Genomic DNA, 17655 nt, shown 5'->3' with positions numbered 1-17655 from the left:
TTTAGACCTCTCTGCATTCGATTTGAATTACAATTTTTGTGCCGCGTGTTTTCGCTAGGCTTACGTCCGTATCGCTTTGAATGGTTGCATATGCCGTACCCAGCCCTGAAACGGACAGTTTGACGCCATCAAATGCTTCCCAAATCCTGCCAGATATAGAACTCAACTCTGAATTTGAGGATGACCGCGAATAGATATGGATGCCCCAATATCGGGTAGACCCTTGATGACAACTAGCATTATTGGGTAGGGAATTTTCAGGCTGGAAGAAAACGTAAGGGAAGAACGATTGTTCTGGGGATTCGTGCCATTCGTCTGTAACCCTACCCCCTTCAATCTCTGGTGCAGCAGCCGTGACAATCGCGTCATATATGGCCTTCTGCAAGTTCCAAACGTATGAAGGCATCAGCCTATTACCTCTTTAATTGCCTTGTTGATCGCACGGCGATAGCGCCCGTGAAACCGCTCTTTCAAAATTCTGTATGTTGTGAAAATAAACGGCCTCGGTCTGCTGCCGGGATGGGTTCGCCGTGCAGTTCTGGAATTACCTTTAGCGTTCCGTGTTTTCTGGCCTCTGACGCCTGGAGCTGTACCGTTTTCAACGAAAAACCAATAAAAGTCCCCATAGATCCCCCAAATGCTATCTTTTGGGTCCTTCAAAGCCACCAAGGATTGAGCAAGATTACCGGTATCTCTTGGTGTGTAGCGCCTTGCTGTCTCAACAAATTCCTCTGAATTCTTTTGAGACGCGGCGTCGAGCTTTGCATCTAGTGAAGTGGATAGGTTCCTTAAGCCTGATATTTTCTTTCGAGCCTTTGAAACATTTAAAGAAGCGCCATCTGCCATTAAACCGCTACACCCCGTTCAACCGTCATTTCCAGCTCACGCTTGCGACGGTCGCGGTTTACGGGTTGCCCTTTGATATTGTAGTCAATGTCATCAATCACAGCCTTGTCTTCACTGGTCAGGCCCGCGATATCAGACGAATAACGCACGACCAGCACACCTGATACCGGAGCTTCAATACGGCCTGCCTGTACGCGCTCGCCGCCCTTCTCAAGCGACAAGCGGCCAGACACTTTAGCAATGACAACCCATGTGATTTCATGACCGCCGCCACCGTCTGACACTTTGGTTTTGCGCTGAAAAGAAACCTTGTCGCGCATAGATCCGGCTCGCATTGGATACCCCATAGAAAAAGGCCCCTCGGCAGAGAGACCTTTGAAATTTATTCGATTGTTTTGGCGCTTTAATCGCACCACCATTCATGCCCATTGGGCCACCGCCGCGCAAGGCCCTCTGAGATCAAGATATCTCCAATGTCACGCCCATTGATACGAACATGAACCAAGTGACGCCCATTTCGATCTTTACGACCTGTTCTGATAATTTCCCAATCATTTGAGTTGAGAAGATGAATAAAACGGGCTGTGGCCTTTGCTGCCAACTGTTTTTCAAACGCTTCACCGCAAACTCCTGTTCGTGGTTCAGGCGTGTCATAAGCAATTGGGCGGTATTTCTTGCCATTCAGCCAAAAGCTATCACCATCAATAACACACGTGATCCGCTTACCTCTTGCCGGGCACTTCTCCATGTGAGGCATTGCAATAGTTTGAGTGCACCAAAACAGACCAAGAAAGAATATAGCTACCAGTTGCATGCTTTCCGCACAGGCTCGATAGCCTCCTCAATGCCAGTGATGTTGAAATCCATTTCCATAAATGCGCCTCGGTGGTCGCTGGCTCGAATTACAAGCTCCTTCTTCCCAAGCGCCTCTTTCGCAAACTCTATCGCACTATTCATTCTTATGTATTGGCCCATCATATCAGGGAGGCGGTGGACATATTTTGCTCTTACTTCATCTTCATCAAATCGGTATTGGATCTCATTATAGTCTTCATCATTCATTACGCAGTTAGTATGGAGCGCAACAAGCGGGGTGCCTTCATCACACTTAAAAGCAAAATAAGCAGGCTGCGAGCCGATGGCAGAGCAGTTTGCTCCATCGTTCGCTTCGACATAGATAACTTCAAAAGGCTTACCACTGATTTTTGATCTTTTAGAAATTGCCTTCCAATGACCTTGTTGATCAGAGGCCAAGGCATTGCCCGCTAAAAATATGGCAATGATTATTGCTAAAGCTCTCATAGTCACCCCCCTAAGTAGTTCACTGACATGCCTGGTACAAACTAATGTAGATTGTCACACTGCGCCCAGAATACCCGCGTGTAAATTTAGCGGCGAGTTTTGGCCTGCCATATGCTGTAGCAATATCGCGAGCTATTTCCTTCGGGATAAAACCGATCTGCCTGCTATTTTCCTTTCTGTTTATCCAACCTTCAACACGAATAGCATTTTTGTCGTATTTGTTCCGAGGCTCGTATGTGAGGACAAGGCCGCACGTATTGTCAATGTCATCAGCCTCTTCAATGAAGAGCAGGGCATTATCATAGTTAAAGCTAGTCCCGGCGATGGCAAAATTATCGATATACGCCCATTCCCCATCCGGGAAAGTTGGATTTTGCGGAACGTACTCGACAGGATCATCATTGTAGTTCTCAGCAAAGTACTGCTCTTTGCTTTTGGCATAAGCAGGGTTTTGCCTATTGGCTGTCTTGGATTTAGGCTTTTTCAGCCAAATATCCCAAATGATATAGGCCAAAATTCCAACGAACCCCGCAATAACAAGCCAATCCATGATGCGTCCCTTACATTTTGGTTTCAAGGTACTGGAACGCACGCCAGAGTCGAGTCTAAACTTTGATGGGTTGACAATTTTTGCAGATAAGCGCATCCTCCCAAGCGAGGCCTAGAAACCTCTAGTACAAAGCGGATACCGCACCCGTAAGCCAGCGGTATTTTTATGCCCAAATTCTGCCTTCGTTCCGGTTGTCTCTTTTTTCGGGCGGGAGGGCCTGCGTTATAAAATACCCGCAAGGGGAAAGCGTAGCGCCTGACTTTGTACAGGTTTCTAGCCTCCCGCCTTCGGAAAGACCCTAGAAAGTCTCTTCGTTCGCGGCCCTGAAACGCCGATACAAAGAGGCCTTGTCATGACCGCTCTACTTTGCATTACTGACATTAATACCACCATTAATCATGAGCCGCGCATCCACGATTTGCGCTTAGCTGAAGCCTTAGGCTTCCAGTTTCCTTACCAGATCCGAAAACTCATTACCCGCCATTCCAAAGTACTGGAAAAGCTAGGCAAAATAGTTTTAGCCACGGCGGCGAAAACCTCCAAAGGAGGCAGGCCAAGTAAGGAATATTGGCTAACCGAAAAGCAGGCCCTGTTCCTTTGCACCAAGAGTGAAACACCAAACGCAACCGAAGTGACAATCCAGATGGTCGAGGTCTTCGATCAGGTCATGAATGGCAAAACCGTTCCTGTACGCGCTCACAACCGCAGACCACCAACAAAGCGCCAAACCCTAAGCCCGGAAGAGTTCGCGGCCAGCATTCCGCAAGAAGACCTGTTATTGACCATGCAGAGCTATCTAACCGATGCAGCCCGTCGCCATGACAATGATAAAGGCCTCCAACTGGCTCAAGCTTGCCTCACCCGGTTCAAGCATCACTTGGACACCCCCATTACACTAAGCTGCCTCTATCGCAGCAATATAAAAGAAGCCCCAGCCAAGGGAATGAGCTTGAAACTACCCGCTACAGGGTAACACCTGTATTGTTGATCGCGACGTTGATTTCACTGGTTGATGTGGCAGCACCAAGGATTGCCACGTCATCACCAGAGCCAAGATCCGCTTGAGGGGCAATGCCGCCAGCTGTATCGGACAGGACATAAGTCGTACCTGCTACCAAAGTTGCGCCGATGGTGACCTTGCCTGATTTCAGGATCGTCAAAGGCTGGCCGTCCGACGCACCATTCAGCGCAACACCACGGATTTTCTTGGCATCTGCTGTTGCGCTGTCTGCGTCACAAAGCTGATATTTATAGCTGCTGTCACGATAGACAACCTGTCCCGCCGTGATGGCTGCCCCTGCGGTACCTGCTTCAAGTACAGCATTTGCGCCTTTGACCACACTTGCAGCCGTAATTGTTAGATCTGCCATAAGATTAGAGTCCTACTTGTCTGAAAGGTTGAACAAGGCTGTCAAAAGCCAGTTTCGTATGCTGTGAGCTTATGCCCACCATTGTCGCTTCGCGGTTTTCGTACCAATGCGCAATCAGTAACAGGGCAGCGTGACGGATCGCTTGCGGCACATCGCTGGCAGCGTCGCCGTACCCGGCAACAAATTCCACCCACACCCGCGCAATTGCGTTATCCTTCAAGGCCGGGAAAGAAAAGCTGTCCAACAAATGGACTATATCACCCGTATGTTCTTTGGTAATTTCTACATAAGAGGCTGAAACGCTTTGTGTGTCGCCATTTTCATCCAGATATTTGACCGTTGCTAATTGAACATCCGGGAATGGAAGGCGGATCTTTCTACACCAGTCATGCGCCTCGACTTTCCAAGTCTGGCTGATCAGGCAACGGCCCAACTGCCCGGAATATCCATCGAGAAATGACGTAGCAGCCCCAATCAATCGCGTGATCAGATCATCACTGTCTGTATGCTCGATATATCCTTGTGCCTTCACCTCATCCATGGTGACAAGCCCGGCAACCGGCGCGACAACTAATTGAGGTTTGAACATTGGCTATTTGCCTTTTTTCGCCTGACTGCGAGGCTTTTTCTCTTCTATTGCCCATTTTTCAGCCAAGGCAACGGAGGCCAGCTCACCGGTCAACTCGTCGCCAACAGCAAATTGTGTGACTTTTGTCTCACCATCACGAACACCGGGAAACGGTTTTGTAACAATCACTTTCATGATCATGTCCCCATAGTGGGAGGCGGCAGCGCCGCCAGCCCTGTTTATGCCTGGTTGTCTTCTGGCTGGTTATAGCCATAGCCCTTGATAACCATCGCCGCCATTGGAGTGGCGGTGCCATGAGTACCAGAGAAGTCAGCCAGCAGCTTGAGATAGCGCTTCCCGCCACGATAACCAAAACGGTAATTTGCAGCAGCGGCATGAGCGGCGGTCAGGGACTTGATCTTGCCATCCGTAATGCTGGTCACGCCAAGCATGTCAGCGTCCTTGACATTGGTGTAAGTGCTGTCATCGTCGGAATGGGTCAGCACAAACTCGATCTTGTTCGTCCCTGAAAACGTGATCCCGCCAATGCCAACCGCCAGGATGATTTCAGCCGCATTGTAACCTTGCAGATCAATAGCAGCCGGGGTGTTGTCCGCATTGAGCGCCGCCGCACCAATGGCACTGACAACCGTCATATCGGAATGAATGTCTTTCATCGTTCAATCTCCATGGAGAAAGGGCGACATTGCCGCCCATATTGTCAGTTGATTAGGCCGCGCACTTCATCAGCTTGATGGCTTCGAAGTTCTGAACGCCACCGCCAACGCGCTTTGTGGTATAGAAATGCACATAAGGCTTGTTGCTGAACGGATCGCGCAAGACGCGAATGCCAGCACGATCAATGACCAGATACCCGCGCGAGAAGTTACCAAAGGCAACAGGCAGGGCATTGGCAGCAAGAGCAGGCATGTTGTCATCAGTTGAGACAGGCTTACCCAGAATCGTCGGAACTTCACCCGCAGCGGTTGGCGGTGCCCAAAGGTAATTGCCGTCACCATCCTTGAACTTTCGGATTTTGCCCATCACAGCATCGGAAGTCAGCCAGGTGGCACCCTGACGATACTGGGATTTCAGTGCATAATACAGATCAATGAACGCATCACCCGGATCGCTCGCAGCAAAGGCAGCAGCAGCGCCAGTGTTGATGACGCCAAGCTTGCCCCAAGCGTAGGAAGCATTTGCAACATTGTCATATTGCAGTACACCGCGCGGCTTGTTGACGCCGTTACCATTGATGAATGCATCACCTTCCTGCTCGGCGAATTCAATGGAAACTTCATTCCCCAACCAAGTAGCGATATCCATCTGCGCGTCATCAAGAGAAGTCTGCGTTGCTGCCGGGTTGGCATAGACTTCCATGGTATTGAAAACCAGCTCGCGCAAGGTTGGAGTATCAGTTTCAGGACGAGCCGAAGTCTCACCGACCCAACCAGAACCGGCACCACCCATATTGACAAGCTTCTTATAGGTGCTTGTTCCAATTGGCAGGACAGTAGCAAGCGAACGCATTGCGGAAACAGTACCAACAACACGGTCAATGGTCGAAGACATTTCTTCCGGAACCAGATAGCCACCGTCCGGGTCTGACTGCGTGGTCAAGCTGGCCTTGACTTCCAGATCCCGCAAACCGTTTTCGGCGCCTTTGCGGAAAAACGTATCAAAAGCCTTTGCGTGTTCGGCCTTGGCAGGGTCTTCAGGAGAGCCAGTGCCACCAAGCTGAAGCGCGGCCAAGACCTTGTTGGTCTCTTCCATTGCTTTGGTCAGCTCGGTAATTTCGTTGTTGATGCGCTCGACCTTTTCAGTCTGAACCACATCAGCAAACTTGTTCTTGATGCCTTTCAGTTCGGCTGCGTGTTCGTCCTTGAACGCCTGAAAGGTTTTTTGCAACTCGGCAATAATTTCAGCCGCATTACCCGCATCAGCACGCACACCAGTGATGCCGCGCGCGCGGTGATTAAGAGCCATAGTCATGGTCTCACCTCAAGATTTCATTGTTTCTATGAGCTTCCGAATAGAAGCGTTCATGCCTGCATCGCGCTCGGCTGGTTTGCGACTTGCATCACGCGGGGTCGCTTTATCGATGCCCATTTCATTGAGCAATTCTGATCTGTCATTTCTGGAATAGCCTGCCCTTGCAAGAGCGGCCTCTGTCTGCCTGCGAGCCATAAGGCTGCGGTCCATATTCTTTGCTTCGCCTTCATCAATGGAAAGCTCATCATCAATTGCATCAGCAAAACCATTTTCAAGCGCCGCGCTAGGCCCCATAAAGGTCTCTGCGTCCATCAGCTTGACAATTTCGTCACGCTTTGCACTGGTTCTGGCTTCGTAAATGTCAACAATCGCGTTATCAAAGCCTTCGAACAATTCGGAAGCGTCTTGCAGATCGTGCCGATTGCCAATCACAACACCCCAAGCATTATGAACCATCATGAATGAGCCAAGGCCCATCTTGATCTCATCACCCGCCATCGCAATGATGGACGCAGCGGACGCCGCCCAACCCAAGACCTCGACCGTTACCTTGGCCGGATGCTTGCGCAACATGTTGTAAATGGCAATGCCTTCAAACATATCGCCACCTGGGCTATTGATCTGAACGGTTACATCCTTCTCACCAATAGACCGAAGCGCCGCGCTGATCCGTTTGGCAGTGACGCCCCCACCACTCCAAGGATCATCCCCAATCACATCAAACATGCTGATTGTTGAGTTATCGCCAGATGCTTTTGCGAGCGGGGTTCCTGCCCATTTGGCAAGCACATCTGATGGCGCGTCCCATTGGAAATTCTGGGGTCGCTGAAACGTCTTCGCCTCTGGTAGAGTTCTAAGGCTCATGTGTCACCTTCGCTTTCTTGAGGCGTGTCCTGGCCTCCTGCCGTGTTAGGAGGGTCGTAGTAGATTTCTCCGCCGTCCCGTGGGTTCATTTCTTCAAGGGCGCGCACTTCATTCGGGCTGTAAACGCCCCATTGCATCATCGCCGTATAAAAGCCCTGCCGGGTCTTCATATCGCCACGAACAAGCGCATTGCGGTTGAAACGCGAATAAATGTCGTCATCCTGTTCAGGAACAAGATCCCGATTGATCGTCTCTTCCCAGGTGGTCAGATGGTCTTCAAGCGTGTAGGTGGCAAAGCCAATGGATTGCTGTTCGATTCCGGAACCCCAAGACGTGCTTTTTTCCGTATCACCAATCATGTGAGGCGGCACACCGAAGAACATTGCGATATCTGAGCGTGAAAACTTCCGACTTTCGATATATTGAACGTCTTCTGCTGTCATTGTGAGCTGGCTAACGTCCATCCCTTCCTCAAGAACAAGGGATTTACCTTCACTCTCACCGCCCATCTTGTAAGCCTCAAGAGAAGCCCGAAGATTTTCGATTGCCTCAGGTCCCAACTTGCCGGGATGCTTCAAAACACTGGAAGGCCGCGCACCATTCTTGAACGTGGTTGCGCCATGATCTTCCATCGAAAGAGAAAGCCCGATTGTTTCCCGCGCATAGGTGATGACTGAAACACCATTCACACCGTCCAAGGTTAGCCCGACCAGATGCATGATCGCTTCTTGTGGGAATACCTGCTTGCGACCGCTCTTGTTGGTATATTCATAGGCGATGCTAAGATCATCAGCCTGCTTGACCTCTATCCGATCTGGATGCATCGGCAGCAATTCAACAACCTTGCCCTGCACCCCCTTGACCTTCAGAGAATAGGCATTGCCGCGCAAAAGCAAATGCGCTTGCATCATGCGGCGATATTGAGAGGGTGTCTGCCAACGGTTCGGCTTTTTGCGCAAAAGCTTCCATAGAAAATGACCTGAAGCATCCTCTCTTGTTTCGGCATCAATGCGGCGCTTTACATGAATTGGCAGGTTTGCAACCGCCCCTGAAATAATCCGGACGCATGCAAACACAGCCGCCACTTTCAAGGCAGTATTAGCGTTGACAGTCTGCCCTGACTTGGAAGTCATCTGGCCTTCTATCGCATCAGCCAGATCTTGCGGCGAATTGATAACCACACCACCATCGCGCGACTGTACGGCAGCTTGCGGCGCTTCCCGCGAGCCGAAAAAGAATTCTCGAATTCCCATAATGCCTCTAGATCACCAGTGCGCCGCGCTCTTCATAGACTGACGGTCCACTTGATAGCGTTCCTGCGTTGGCCGCACCAACAGCCATTGCAAGAGCAACGACACCATCAATGCGCGCGAGTGATTTTCGCTTGTCAAAAATTCTGTTATCGGTTCCTGCTGGGTCTTCTCTGACCACGGCGCTTGTCACATTCCAGCGCAAGACGGGATTGACGTGAACAATCAAGCGCTTTTCGATGATTGCATTCTCAAGCTGTTCAAAGCTCTTTGGCATCCAAAGCGGGTTTTCTACCCGCTTGCCAAATTCATCAGTAGTAGACGCTCGTCTGAAACCTTGAGGATGCTCTGTCCAAGGTGCCGCAACGCCCAAATCGTTCGCATCGTCTGCAAGCTCTCTATGGCGATATTTGTCATAGGCGATGCATTGCACGTCATAATCATCAACCGCATCACCAATGTCTTGCGCTATCGGCTTGAGCTTGATCACCTTGCCGACCGTTGGCGTGATGAATCCTTGTTCCGCCCAATCGACATAGAAAGCCGTATCTCGCTCTGAATGCTCTTTCAGAACATCTTTAGGCTTGTAGAACTGAACAAAAGCATGCAGCTTGTCCTCTTCGGGGAAAACCCATGCAAGGGCTGTCAAATCCTGCGTGTAAGACAGATCAAGGCCGCCATAACAAGGCTTGCCGACAAAATCGCCAATGGTCAGCTCGTCGTCTTCAACTGCTTTCCAAGCTTCTGTTGTGATCCATGCGTTTTCAGCATCGGTCCAACGGCAAAAGTTCAGCCTGAGAACCTTGTTTTGCTTGGATGGCATTGACCTTGCTTCGGCAACTTGCTTGGCAAGGTATGTCTCTTTGATCGTAACCCCAAGTGTCGGGTTTGCTTTGGGCCAGCAAGAGGGGTCGTTTAGCGGGTCGTCGTCTTTATCGAGTGATGCAACATATGGAAAATATCTATCCGCCGCTTCCTCTTCGCCCTCATTCAGTTGGCCCAGTGATACACGGCAGGCCCTTTGATGCTCCAAGCCACACGGGCTTTTCAGATCAGACCCGCTATTCGTGATGACAAAAAGAAGTGGGCTTTTGCGAAACTTGAAGCCCTTTTCGAGCATAGACAAAACTTCATCTGTCTTATGCTCGTGATATTCGTCAATCAGTGCGCAGTTTGGGCGCGGCCCCGAATTACCATCCTCTTTGGAGATTGGCTTGAAAAATGACATACTCGGCGTGTGGAACATTTGCCAGACAGGATTGTTCCCGGACGTGCCGATTTCTTTTTGAAGATGCCTTGAACTTGCTCGCATGGAAACGGCATCCCGAAACAAGATCATTGCCTGGTCTTTTTTCGTTGCCGCCGCATAGACTTCAGCGCGCTTGACACCATCAGCCACCATGCAAAGCAACCCAACACCCGCGGCAAGAGGCGATTTGCCGGATCCTTTGCCAGTCTCGATATAAGCCGTGTTGAATCTGCGTTCGTCGCCTTTCATCCATCCGAACAGCGAGCCAACAACAAAGGCCTGCCATGGCTCCAAATGAAAAGGAACTGTCTCGTTATCCTTTTCTACCGTCAGAACATCTTCAAAAAAGCCAATTGCATAGTCAGCCGCTTCCAGATCAAACCATAAATCGCCACCACGCTCCAAATCATCCAAATGACGCTGGCATATACCGCGCACATATGGACCAGCAGGATACACACCATCAACAACGCCAAGCGCATAATCACTTACCGGGTCACTGGAAGTACTTTGCTGCCGGGTCGTCGCTCTCATCATCATCCATGGTTATTTTGCTGATATCAGAAGGGTTCCCGCCCATGGCAGAAATCAAAAGTCGAAGCTGGTTCATCGCCGCCAGTGACATTTCAGCCCGTGCGCCGCTCACGAATTGCGCGTAAAGGCTGGAAGTCATTTCAACATGAATCCTGTCGCTCTCTTTCAGCCAAGGATAAATCTTGCGAATACCTTCAAAAGCGGCCTGCTCATTTTCATCCAGAAAAGCAGAAGGCTCGCCAAGCGAAGAAACCTTTTTGCTCTGTTTCCGATCCGCAAACCTCGCTTTATTGTGCGTCGCTTGACCGGAAATCTCCGCTTTTTCTGTGGGTGTTCTTTTTCGTGGCATTCGCTATTTTTTTGGTTAACCTGAATTGTGGGAGTGAAAAGTTAGGTCCCCACACCGATCCCTGATTTTATCGCCCTAGACTTTTGACCACCCCCTCCCGTCTGTTAGAATATTATTCTACCCAGCCCAGTGTATGAGTGGTGTCTAAGAGGTGCTTTTGGGGTATTTTATTCTACTGTCTTAGGATTAATAGGGGCATCATCGACGATACACTTAATCTCCGCTCTATTTATCCGGCCCACAACATCATCAAGCATTCCAAGAATGCACTCCATTTCCTTGAGTAGTTCTGTGTACTCAGTTGCGTCAACGGATAGCTTGACATTTATATGGCCTGCCTTCGCCGCCCTGTCGCTCAATAGCGCCATGCTCTCACTTATTGCTTGGGTGCCTGGGGTCTATGGGGAAACCATCGGGGCCTATCTGTGTAGAATAGCCTCGTGCCTCTATGCTTTGCTTCCAACTGTTATGGTCTGCTTGACATAGGCCTTGCCAGTTACCCCAATCCCAGAACAAATCCAGATTGCCCTTATGTGCTTTGATGTGGTCCACCACAGTTGCGGGGGTAACCTTGCCTCTCTCATGGCATCGTACACATAGTGGGTTCTGTTCAAGGAACTGCTTGCGCTCTGTCTTCCAGCGCTTTGTCTTGTACAGTGATTGCCATTGCGTGCGGCTGTTATAGTCTTCCATACCTGGCAGGGCCTCTATCTCGCCTACCGTTCTATTTGTCATAGCCTGATCATTGTGGCTGGGACACGGTAAACAGGCTTCGCAGAAACAGCCTTGGAGATCATACGGGCAACACACTCAATAGCATCAACGCCTTGCGCATTGTGGCTCTCAGCAACGCTCCAAGATAAATCATACGCCGCTTGCTCTCTGGTCTTAACCTGATTAGTTCTGTCGGACATGCCTTGTCTCTCTTTGTCCTTGTGTTTGAACACATGGTGAACGACGGAACGCGCCTGTTATTTGCCTTGCTGCCAGATTCTGGATCAGCCCCTAAGGGTTAGGCAATGTGCGGCTTTCGCTTTATACTCGCCTGCACAGAGACGAGCGCCTTAATGGCCTAGACTGATTATTGTCTGGGCAGGGCGTTACTCCTGCTGCCTGTCAACCTAAAGGACATTTCGGGGAACCCTACTTGCGCTTGCTACTTTCAGCGCCGCCAGACAATCTCTTACCCCATTGCAGTAGCACTCACACTTGAAAGCATGATGTGTACCCAGCCTCTATATGAGGCCTTATGGGGTGCCGCTATGTGTGGGCAAATCCACAGGTCCAAAGCGGCAATTTCATACGCTGTTGAAATATCTTAAGATATTTTTAAAACCCTTGTCAAGTAGGGCCTTTCCTCTTAAGCTTCGCGTTTCTCAAGCCTGTCAAGTGGTATTTCTACCGGCCTTCTTGTGCCCATGAAATCCACCTCAACAACCGCCCTGTTGCCATTAAGTGCCATGATTTCCGCATCAATCGCCAATGCTGCGTCTATGGTCTTGACATTATCGCCTATCTTGAACGGGTTGGCCGGCTTCTCCTGATCACTGAAGCGCTCACGGTTGAAATCGACAAATGCCTGCATCTGGTTGCCTGGAATCCGTGCCGCCCGTCCTGTGTGTGGCTGTATGACAAAGCTGCTGAAGATCTTTGCATCACGAAGTCGTAACCATTCCATCTCTGCGTCAAAGCGAGGCATGGCAAAATAGATGCAGCCAGCAAAGGCCGCCTTGTCAACGATCCTCTCTCTCACATACTTGGGTGCATTTCTTGGAGCAAAGCGGTTCTTGCGCCTCACCTTCTCTACCGGCAGGAAGGATACGAACTCCCTCTGATATAGCTCTGCATGGCTCTTCATCTCATGGGTTGGTTTCACATAGCCCATGAACCAGTGATAGCCGTTGCCTTGCATGGCCTGCTCTGATCTTGTGTTTATGTCTCTTATCTTCATCGGTGCCGCTCCGAATGGTGAAGGGTGCCGCCGTAGCACCCGTTTTCTGTCATGCTGTTGTGGTTATGTGTCTCCTTTGGAAAGAATGGCCTCAGTAATGTCATGCATTGAACTATCCGCATACTCTTCCGCACGATTCAGGCCTATCCATCCGCCTTGGCCATCGGGGACCGCGTAACTATCTAGTTCGTCACAATCCAAATGCCACCGGTGGTGCATCTTCAAAGCGCTCTTGGCATCAGCGAGGTGGCAAAATAGTCTGGCGCTCGCCTCTTCCAGCTCTTCTATGCGCTTGTGTGCTGCGTCTCTCTGGTCTTCCAGATCCCGTGCAAGAACTGCATGCCCGTCTTTCCCGATATAGGTGTATGGCTTTGCAGCGTTCTCTAGTGGTCGGGCATTCCATAGCCCCGCCGCTTCAGTCATAGCGACCTCTTTCGTTTCGTGACGATAAGCCCCCGGACCCTGCGCATCACAATTGTTGCAGCGAGCAATTGCATTGTACTCCGTAGGAGCCTCAATAACCTCAATGTCGATTGAAACCCGCTTCTCCTTGCAATATAAGCACGGCTTTAGCTCTATCTCACTCATCACATTCTCCTAAAATGTTGGGGACCATAGATCACCTGATGCTTTCAGATCATCCGCTTGCTTGCGTAGTCTGTCTGCTTGGTCGTGATTGCCAGTCCAGTCAGACTCTTGCGCCCGTGCTTCCAGATCTTCTATTTCGACATAGGCGGGTATGCAGTGGGGTGGGGCTGGATGGTCAGGGGGTAAAAGGTGCCTGTCAGTCATTGCAAGGCCTCCAAGTGTTCCTTGAGCTTATCGCCTCGAACAAGGTCGCCATTAGTAAGCAAAAGAACAATATGACGCGTCGCGCCAGATGGCCGCTTATTGAAAAAGTCGATTTTCTCAAATCTTGGGCAGCCAAAATCCCTCCACAGATCAACCCGGTTTCTCTCTGATATGCTGTGGAGCATTGAAGCTAGCAAAGCAGCCTCCATAGCTGTTATGTCCTCTTGCGGGTCCACGGCGTCAATTCTCTTGATGCCAACTGGGGCTTCGTTCTCTTTCAGTTTTAACGGCCAGACCATCACACTTTCCCTTTCATCTGTTTGATTGTCTGTTGCTGGCTGGCTAGCTGGCGATGCAGGACGTGCAGGCCTGTTTCGCCCATATTGTCCAGCATGGCCCCTACACACCCCGCAGCGACCCTTGTGTGCCATTCTGCCTTTGTGGTGCTCTTGGTGCGCAAGGCGTCGTTTAAATGGCCCTGTGCGCTATAGAGAAGATCTGCAACGGGTATGTTGGAGGCAAAGGTGTAAGGGTCTGGCAGTTTACGGGCTGGGGCCTTGCGTCGGTGTTCTTTTACGACCACGCGCTTTCCTTCCATCCAGTCATGAATGATATTGGTGCACCAGACAGCGAATTCAGGGCTTAGCCATTGGGCAAGGTGAATGGCGACCTTGGGGTGAACCCATGTGCCGCGCTGGTCATTTGGACCCTTCATGATCTTGACCACGAGACGGTCTATAGGAATTCCAATGGACCCTGCCAAAGCGCTCAAATAGGCCTTTGTGGTATCGTTCTGGTAGTAATTACCCCAGAGCTTGCCAGTCGCCTTGCACATGGCCGTAGCGCTTAGATAGCCGTCATCTGGCCGTTGCTGGATATGGGTACGGTTAAAGGCATGGGAGACTAATTCAGTCATGACTTGCATCCTACGTATAGAACCAAGCCCGACGCCGAAAGACCAATTCCGGGTGGTCGGGCAATGCAAGATTGGTCTTACCGCCCGTAGGAGGCGGCGCACACAAGGTGCTCCTACATGCCCGACCATAAGAAAACCACGCTCACGATGGATGCGTGGCGCGGTTGAGCGCCTACGGATAGAAGGGAGACCAATCCCCGCAACAGATTTTGCTGCTGCTTCATCCAAGATGCTCACATTTGCAGGAATTGTCAAGCTCATGCTTGGCCCTTCAGAGCTTGAATATGCTCTTCGCTCAAACCCGCCTTGATTGCGGCTTCTACAGCCCTGTCAAATTTGTCTGCGGCCTCTTGTTTTTCATCGATTGAAGCTTGCGCAATCTTGTCAGCTTCAGTTGCTTTTTCAATTTTGCCCGGTAGATACCATGTCCCACCAATCCGGTAAGCAACCTGCTCTCTGACAGGCGAATTTGCCCCTTGAACATATGAACGGATAGCCAAGCGAACCGCCGTAGCTTTAAGCCAGCAATAATGCTTCACATATTGATGCCCACGGCCTTCGGTCAGATCCGTATTTGTCATGACAGCGAAAACTATTCTCTCTTCTGCGATATCTGTCATCACCAGCCCCTCACCTCGTCCCGGTTGATCTTGTAGAGGTCCGCCTTTTTGAACCCGCGCGGCAAACCGTTTATCGTGTCTGTCACAATAGCCGTATGCGAGACGCCATCTTCCGCACGAACCACAAGCCGAGGACACACGTAGAACCCGCGCTTTTCCCAATACTTGGCTATGTCTTCTGCATATAGTCCGTCACTTTTCTCCATGGTCTTGCTCCTCTCAGAATGGCAAATCGTCATCCATGTCATTGCTTGGGCCACCAAACCCGCCAGATCCACCAAAGCCACCGCCTTGGTTGCCTTGATCTGGGCTGGCCGTGCGCCGACCGCCGCCGGTCATGCCTTCCCCGCTATCCAGCATCATAAGCTTCCCATCGCGGCCAGACAGAACAAGCTCTGTCGAATAACGATCCTGCCCGGATTGGTCCTGCCATTTTCTGGTGCGCCACTTGCCTTTGATATAGATCTGGGAACCCTTGTGCAGGTAGTCCATCGCAACCTTGCAAAGCCCTTCGGAGAAGATGGAAACGCTAATCCATTCGGTGCTTTCCTTGCGCTCACCTGACGCTTGATCTTTCCATTTGTCGGTAGCTGCCAAGCGAAAACTGACAATCTGCTTGCCTGCCTGGGTGTATCGAGATTCAGGGTCAGCCCCCAAATTTCCTATGAAATGACATTCATTCAGCATTATTCGCCATCCTCGAAGCTTGGGGCCATACCAAGGGCATGCAGATACAGGTCTAGCAGCGCTTCCATTTCCTGCCGCTCGTTGCTGTCCTGCTTGCGCAAGCGGATCACCTGACGCAAAACCTTGACGTCATAGCCATTGCTCTTGGCTTCTGCGAAAACATCCTTGATATCGTCGCTAAGAGCTTTCTTTTCGTCTTCCAATCGTTCAATACGCTCGACAAATGCACGTATCTGGTCTGCTGCAATTCTTCCGCTGTTCATCTCAATCACCTTTTGCATAAATGTTGTGGTCTTCTGTCAGGACTTGGTATTGCTCGTGTCCTTCGTCATTTTTAACGGCCTTGGCTTCACGAAAAGCTCTCATCACCTCATCAGCATGGGCAATGCGCTCTTCCTTGGTCATCTGCCGTTTCTTTGGCGGTTTGGGCTTGGCATTGCGCAAGGCTCTTGCAAGCTCTTTGCGTTCACTCACAATGGCGTCTGCTTCGCCCTTGAGGTCATGCCAGGTGGGAAACCATTTCCATGATTTGACAAGCAGCACATAGCGCACCACATCAACCGGATAGTCCTGCAATCGGCTGGAAAGAGAGGCAAGACTGACGCGCTGGCCTGTCTGATCTTCGCTGCGTCTGGCGCAAATACTGTTCAGCTCTGCAAGCCAAGCCTCTATCGTGGCAATGGCAGATTTCCCACCCTCCGCCATTGGCGTGAGCAACAGATCAATCTCACCCGCCACCGCTTTGGCATTTTTGATCTTGCCGCCAATACTGCAACCAATCGTGACCGAACGAAAGCCGCCTTCAGGATATTCCAGCTTTTGGTAAGTCTTGAAAGTGACGCCGTGTTTTCTGGCAATCTGCTGCATCACCTGCGGAATATCGCGGGGTGACCGGCTGGCAAGCCATTGTGTGACTTCTTGCTGCCTTTCCGCGTCAACCGTTGCCACCTCGACAGGGGAGGCGGAGGGGATTAGTTCACCAATGGTTTTCATTTGTACAATTCCTCCTGTCTAGGCAAAAAGGGGTTCGGGATATCAGCGAAACTCTCCGGGCTGGATTCCTGCCGGGCTTGGTGGTTGGCAATTGCTGCCGATGCCATGGAGCTCGCGCCGTTCTTCGATGTAGCTTGCGCTCTTTCCAGCCATTCAGGCTCGACACTTTTCCAGCCGCGCAAAATCATCTCATTCGCTGCAAAGACCGGATTCGGGCATTGGCTCAACTTGCCGATAAGGCCGCTTGCTGCTCGTGGTGTGTTAGACGCTTTCAGCTTTGTGCGATGCTTGGCAAGGTCATTTGCCAGCTCTGCCCCAAGCATTGGCACCAAGGCATCCACGAACAATTGGCGATCAGATTTAGGCTTCTCAGGGGGAGATATAGAGGGGGTTATATTATTATCCTTTATTAAACCCTTCTTATAGTTTGTCCCGCTACTGTCCCGCTGCTGTCCCGCTTTTGATTTACGGGGTGTCCCACTTTCCTTTATCTCAGCCTGATAATCGTCGTATTTACTGATAGTTACGAGGGTTACACCTGTCCCGCTGTCTGTCCCGATCATGTCCCGGTTTTCGAGCCTTTTCAAAAACCTCGAAACGGTGGATTTTGGCCAATTCCAGGCATCAGCCATAAACCGGACAGAGGTTGCGCATTGCCCTCTCAAGGTCTGCACAATCACACTACCAACGCGCTTTTCTCTAGGCAGATAGGACGCTTCCATGATCAGCCACATGAACGCCTCGCGTTCAGTGAATGGCTGCTTCTTGAAAGCCACATCAGACCAGATGGAGCGGGATATATTGACGGTGCCTTTGGTCATC

The 17655-nt window shown here is 50.7% G+C and carries 27 protein-coding genes; 1 reads left to right on the top strand and 26 read right to left on the bottom strand.

Translation table 11 applies throughout. The features are described from left to right. Position 1 precedes the first annotated feature (1 nt). The 6 genes from gp17 to CRO57_RS24095 all read right to left on the bottom strand — a co-directional run bounded on the left by gp17 (position 2) and on the right by CRO57_RS24095 (position 2698). Entirely contained in the window at positions 2-406 is a 405-nt protein-coding gene (gene gp17 / locus CRO57_RS25425) for a tail completion protein gp17 (protein ID WP_097156099.1), read from the bottom strand. Then, positions 406-846 carry an HK97 gp10 family phage protein gene (locus CRO57_RS24115; protein WP_097156098.1) on the bottom strand — a complete coding sequence of 147 codons (441 nt, stop codon included), beginning with the start codon at positions 844-846 and terminating at the stop codon, positions 406-408. The genes gp17 and CRO57_RS24115 overlap by 1 nt, the downstream gene beginning before the upstream one ends. Next, positions 846-1181: a phage head closure protein gene (locus CRO57_RS24110; RefSeq protein ID WP_170956245.1), complete on the bottom strand. Its 336-nt coding sequence runs from the start codon at positions 1179-1181 to the stop codon at positions 846-848. The genes CRO57_RS24115 and CRO57_RS24110 overlap by 1 nt, the downstream gene beginning before the upstream one ends. A gap of 68 nt (positions 1182-1249) precedes the next feature. Next, positions 1250-1594, bottom strand: a complete 345-nt coding sequence (locus CRO57_RS24105) for a thermonuclease family protein (protein WP_244580200.1) — start codon at positions 1592-1594, stop codon at positions 1250-1252. Positions 1595-1647: 53 nt separating this feature from the next. Further along, a complete protein-coding gene (locus tag CRO57_RS24100; RefSeq protein ID WP_097156096.1) occupies positions 1648-2148 on the bottom strand; it encodes a type VI secretion system-associated protein TagO in 501 nt (166 codons plus the stop codon). Positions 2149-2167: 19 nt separating this feature from the next. Beyond that, entirely contained in the window at positions 2168-2698 is a 531-nt protein-coding gene (locus CRO57_RS24095; RefSeq protein ID WP_170956244.1) for an HIRAN domain-containing protein, read from the bottom strand. Positions 2699-3050: 352 nt separating this feature from the next. Between CRO57_RS24095 and CRO57_RS24090 the strand changes: the two genes are divergently transcribed. Beyond that, positions 3051-3671, top strand: coding sequence for a hypothetical protein (locus CRO57_RS24090; protein WP_097156094.1), 621 nt, complete (start codon positions 3051-3053; stop codon positions 3669-3671). Here CRO57_RS24090 and CRO57_RS24085 read toward each other — a convergent pair. From CRO57_RS24085 to CRO57_RS25040, 20 genes are all read right to left on the bottom strand, one after another. Continuing rightward, on the bottom strand, positions 3661-4068 hold the full coding sequence (locus tag CRO57_RS24085) for a hypothetical protein (RefSeq protein WP_097156093.1): 408 nt from the start codon (positions 4066-4068) through the stop codon (positions 3661-3663). The two genes, CRO57_RS24090 and CRO57_RS24085, sit on opposite strands and share 11 nt — an antisense overlap. 4 nt (positions 4069-4072) lie before the next feature. Beyond that, the gene (locus tag CRO57_RS24080) at positions 4073-4657 is read right to left on the bottom strand and encodes a head-tail connector protein (RefSeq protein WP_097156092.1); all 585 of its coding nucleotides are present in this window, start codon (positions 4655-4657) and stop codon (positions 4073-4075) included. Between the two features lie 3 nt (positions 4658-4660). After that, a complete protein-coding gene (locus CRO57_RS24860; RefSeq protein WP_170956243.1) occupies positions 4661-4831 on the bottom strand; it encodes a hypothetical protein in 171 nt (56 codons plus the stop codon). 44 nt (positions 4832-4875) lie between these two features. Next, positions 4876-5313 (bottom strand): hypothetical protein, encoded by a 438-nt coding sequence (locus CRO57_RS24075; protein WP_097156091.1) that lies wholly within the window; start codon positions 5311-5313, stop codon positions 4876-4878. Between the two features lie 52 nt (positions 5314-5365). Further along, positions 5366-6628, bottom strand: a complete 1263-nt coding sequence (locus CRO57_RS24070) for a phage major capsid protein (protein WP_097156090.1) — start codon at positions 6626-6628, stop codon at positions 5366-5368. 9 nt (positions 6629-6637) lie between these two features. Next, positions 6638-7492 carry a head maturation protease, ClpP-related gene (locus CRO57_RS24065; RefSeq protein ID WP_097156089.1) on the bottom strand — a complete coding sequence of 285 codons (855 nt, stop codon included), beginning with the start codon at positions 7490-7492 and terminating at the stop codon, positions 6638-6640. After that, positions 7489-8745: a phage portal protein gene (locus CRO57_RS24060; RefSeq protein ID WP_097156088.1), complete on the bottom strand. Its 1257-nt coding sequence runs from the start codon at positions 8743-8745 to the stop codon at positions 7489-7491. The genes CRO57_RS24065 and CRO57_RS24060 overlap by 4 nt, the downstream gene beginning before the upstream one ends. A 7-nt stretch (positions 8746-8752) precedes the next feature. Then, complete coding sequence (locus CRO57_RS24055; protein WP_210201006.1) at positions 8753-10531, bottom strand: terminase large subunit; 1779 nt, start codon at positions 10529-10531, stop codon at positions 8753-8755. Further along, positions 10488-10874, bottom strand: coding sequence for a hypothetical protein (locus tag CRO57_RS24050; protein ID WP_097156087.1), 387 nt, complete (start codon positions 10872-10874; stop codon positions 10488-10490). Before CRO57_RS24050 ends, CRO57_RS24055 begins: the two co-directional genes overlap by 44 nt. Before the next feature lie 372 nt (positions 10875-11246). Then, positions 11247-11609 (bottom strand): HNH endonuclease, encoded by a 363-nt coding sequence (locus CRO57_RS24040; RefSeq protein WP_097156085.1) that lies wholly within the window; start codon positions 11607-11609, stop codon positions 11247-11249. A 625-nt stretch (positions 11610-12234) separates the two neighbouring features. After that, the gene (gene nusG, locus CRO57_RS24030) at positions 12235-12825 is read right to left on the bottom strand and encodes a transcription termination/antitermination protein NusG (RefSeq protein WP_141401330.1); all 591 of its coding nucleotides are present in this window, start codon (positions 12823-12825) and stop codon (positions 12235-12237) included. 63 nt (positions 12826-12888) lie between these two features. Continuing rightward, positions 12889-13413 (bottom strand): hypothetical protein, encoded by a 525-nt coding sequence (locus CRO57_RS24025; protein ID WP_097156082.1) that lies wholly within the window; start codon positions 13411-13413, stop codon positions 12889-12891. A 9-nt stretch (positions 13414-13422) separates the two neighbouring features. Next, positions 13423-13617, bottom strand: a complete 195-nt coding sequence (locus CRO57_RS24020; RefSeq protein ID WP_097156081.1) for a hypothetical protein — start codon at positions 13615-13617, stop codon at positions 13423-13425. Then, the gene (locus tag CRO57_RS24015; RefSeq protein WP_097156080.1) at positions 13614-13916 is read right to left on the bottom strand and encodes a hypothetical protein; all 303 of its coding nucleotides are present in this window, start codon (positions 13914-13916) and stop codon (positions 13614-13616) included. The genes CRO57_RS24020 and CRO57_RS24015 overlap by 4 nt, the downstream gene beginning before the upstream one ends. Beyond that, positions 13916-14533, bottom strand: coding sequence for a KilA-N domain-containing protein (locus CRO57_RS24010; protein WP_170956242.1), 618 nt, complete (start codon positions 14531-14533; stop codon positions 13916-13918). Before CRO57_RS24010 ends, CRO57_RS24015 begins: the two co-directional genes overlap by 1 nt. A 257-nt stretch (positions 14534-14790) precedes the next feature. Further along, positions 14791-15153, bottom strand: coding sequence for a hypothetical protein (locus tag CRO57_RS24005; RefSeq protein WP_097156078.1), 363 nt, complete (start codon positions 15151-15153; stop codon positions 14791-14793). A gap of 219 nt (positions 15154-15372) precedes the next feature. Then, positions 15373-15840 (bottom strand): single-stranded DNA-binding protein, encoded by a 468-nt coding sequence (ssb, locus tag CRO57_RS23995; protein WP_097156076.1) that lies wholly within the window; start codon positions 15838-15840, stop codon positions 15373-15375. Then, positions 15840-16103 (bottom strand): DUF2312 domain-containing protein, encoded by a 264-nt coding sequence (locus CRO57_RS23990; protein WP_097156075.1) that lies wholly within the window; start codon positions 16101-16103, stop codon positions 15840-15842. Before CRO57_RS23990 ends, ssb begins: the two co-directional genes overlap by 1 nt. A 1-nt stretch (position 16104) precedes the next feature. Then, entirely contained in the window at positions 16105-16833 is a 729-nt protein-coding gene (locus CRO57_RS23985; protein ID WP_097156074.1) for a hypothetical protein, read from the bottom strand. Further along, positions 16830-17654: a hypothetical protein gene (locus CRO57_RS25040; RefSeq protein ID WP_210201005.1), complete on the bottom strand. Its 825-nt coding sequence runs from the start codon at positions 17652-17654 to the stop codon at positions 16830-16832. Before CRO57_RS25040 ends, CRO57_RS23985 begins: the two co-directional genes overlap by 4 nt. Position 17655: the final 1 nt, after the last annotated feature.

The organism is Cohaesibacter gelatinilyticus (genome assembly GCF_900215605.1).
Classification (GTDB): domain Bacteria; phylum Pseudomonadota; class Alphaproteobacteria; order Rhizobiales; family Cohaesibacteraceae; genus Cohaesibacter; species Cohaesibacter gelatinilyticus.
Note: the sequence above shows the minus strand (reverse complement) of the source record. Positions and strands in the feature narration are given on the sequence as shown.

Coding starts and splice junctions, on each gene's coding strand:
- gp17 (WP_097156099.1), bottom strand. CDS start 406: ATGCCTTCATACGTTTGGAACTTGCAGAAGGCCATATATGACGCGATT.
- CRO57_RS24115 (WP_097156098.1), bottom strand. CDS start 846: ATGGCAGATGGCGCTTCTTTAAATGTTTCAAAGGCTCGAAAGAAAATA.
- CRO57_RS24110 (WP_170956245.1), bottom strand. CDS start 1,181: ATGCGAGCCGGATCTATGCGCGACAAGGTTTCTTTTCAGCGCAAAACC.
- CRO57_RS24105 (WP_244580200.1), bottom strand. CDS start 1,594: ATGGAGAAGTGCCCGGCAAGAGGTAAGCGGATCACGTGTGTTATTGAT.
- CRO57_RS24100 (WP_097156096.1), bottom strand. CDS start 2,148: ATGAGAGCTTTAGCAATAATCATTGCCATATTTTTAGCGGGCAATGCC.
- CRO57_RS24095 (WP_170956244.1), bottom strand. CDS start 2,698: ATGGATTGGCTTGTTATTGCGGGGTTCGTTGGAATTTTGGCCTATATC.
- CRO57_RS24090 (WP_097156094.1), top strand. CDS start 3,051: ATGACCGCTCTACTTTGCATTACTGACATTAATACCACCATTAATCAT.
- CRO57_RS24085 (WP_097156093.1), bottom strand. CDS start 4,068: ATGGCAGATCTAACAATTACGGCTGCAAGTGTGGTCAAAGGCGCAAAT.
- CRO57_RS24080 (WP_097156092.1), bottom strand. CDS start 4,657: ATGTTCAAACCTCAATTAGTTGTCGCGCCGGTTGCCGGGCTTGTCACC.
- CRO57_RS24860 (WP_170956243.1), bottom strand. CDS start 4,831: ATGAAAGTGATTGTTACAAAACCGTTTCCCGGTGTTCGTGATGGTGAG.
- CRO57_RS24075 (WP_097156091.1), bottom strand. CDS start 5,313: ATGAAAGACATTCATTCCGATATGACGGTTGTCAGTGCCATTGGTGCG.
- CRO57_RS24070 (WP_097156090.1), bottom strand. CDS start 6,628: ATGACTATGGCTCTTAATCACCGCGCGCGCGGCATCACTGGTGTGCGT.
- CRO57_RS24065 (WP_097156089.1), bottom strand. CDS start 7,492: ATGAGCCTTAGAACTCTACCAGAGGCGAAGACGTTTCAGCGACCCCAG.
- CRO57_RS24060 (WP_097156088.1), bottom strand. CDS start 8,745: ATGGGAATTCGAGAATTCTTTTTCGGCTCGCGGGAAGCGCCGCAAGCT.
- CRO57_RS24055 (WP_210201006.1), bottom strand. CDS start 10,531: ATGATGATGAGAGCGACGACCCGGCAGCAAAGTACTTCCAGTGACCCG.
- CRO57_RS24050 (WP_097156087.1), bottom strand. CDS start 10,874: ATGCCACGAAAAAGAACACCCACAGAAAAAGCGGAGATTTCCGGTCAA.
- CRO57_RS24040 (WP_097156085.1), bottom strand. CDS start 11,609: ATGACAAATAGAACGGTAGGCGAGATAGAGGCCCTGCCAGGTATGGAA.
- nusG (WP_141401330.1), bottom strand. CDS start 12,825: ATGAAGATAAGAGACATAAACACAAGATCAGAGCAGGCCATGCAAGGC.
- CRO57_RS24025 (WP_097156082.1), bottom strand. CDS start 13,413: ATGAGTGAGATAGAGCTAAAGCCGTGCTTATATTGCAAGGAGAAGCGG.
- CRO57_RS24020 (WP_097156081.1), bottom strand. CDS start 13,617: ATGACTGACAGGCACCTTTTACCCCCTGACCATCCAGCCCCACCCCAC.
- CRO57_RS24015 (WP_097156080.1), bottom strand. CDS start 13,916: ATGGTCTGGCCGTTAAAACTGAAAGAGAACGAAGCCCCAGTTGGCATC.
- CRO57_RS24010 (WP_170956242.1), bottom strand. CDS start 14,533: ATGACTGAATTAGTCTCCCATGCCTTTAACCGTACCCATATCCAGCAA.
- CRO57_RS24005 (WP_097156078.1), bottom strand. CDS start 15,153: ATGACAGATATCGCAGAAGAGAGAATAGTTTTCGCTGTCATGACAAAT.
- ssb (WP_097156076.1), bottom strand. CDS start 15,840: ATGCTGAATGAATGTCATTTCATAGGAAATTTGGGGGCTGACCCTGAA.
- CRO57_RS23990 (WP_097156075.1), bottom strand. CDS start 16,103: ATGAACAGCGGAAGAATTGCAGCAGACCAGATACGTGCATTTGTCGAG.
- CRO57_RS23985 (WP_097156074.1), bottom strand. CDS start 16,833: ATGAAAACCATTGGTGAACTAATCCCCTCCGCCTCCCCTGTCGAGGTG.
- CRO57_RS25040 (WP_210201005.1), bottom strand. CDS start 17,654: ATGACCAAAGGCACCGTCAATATATCCCGCTCCATCTGGTCTGATGTG.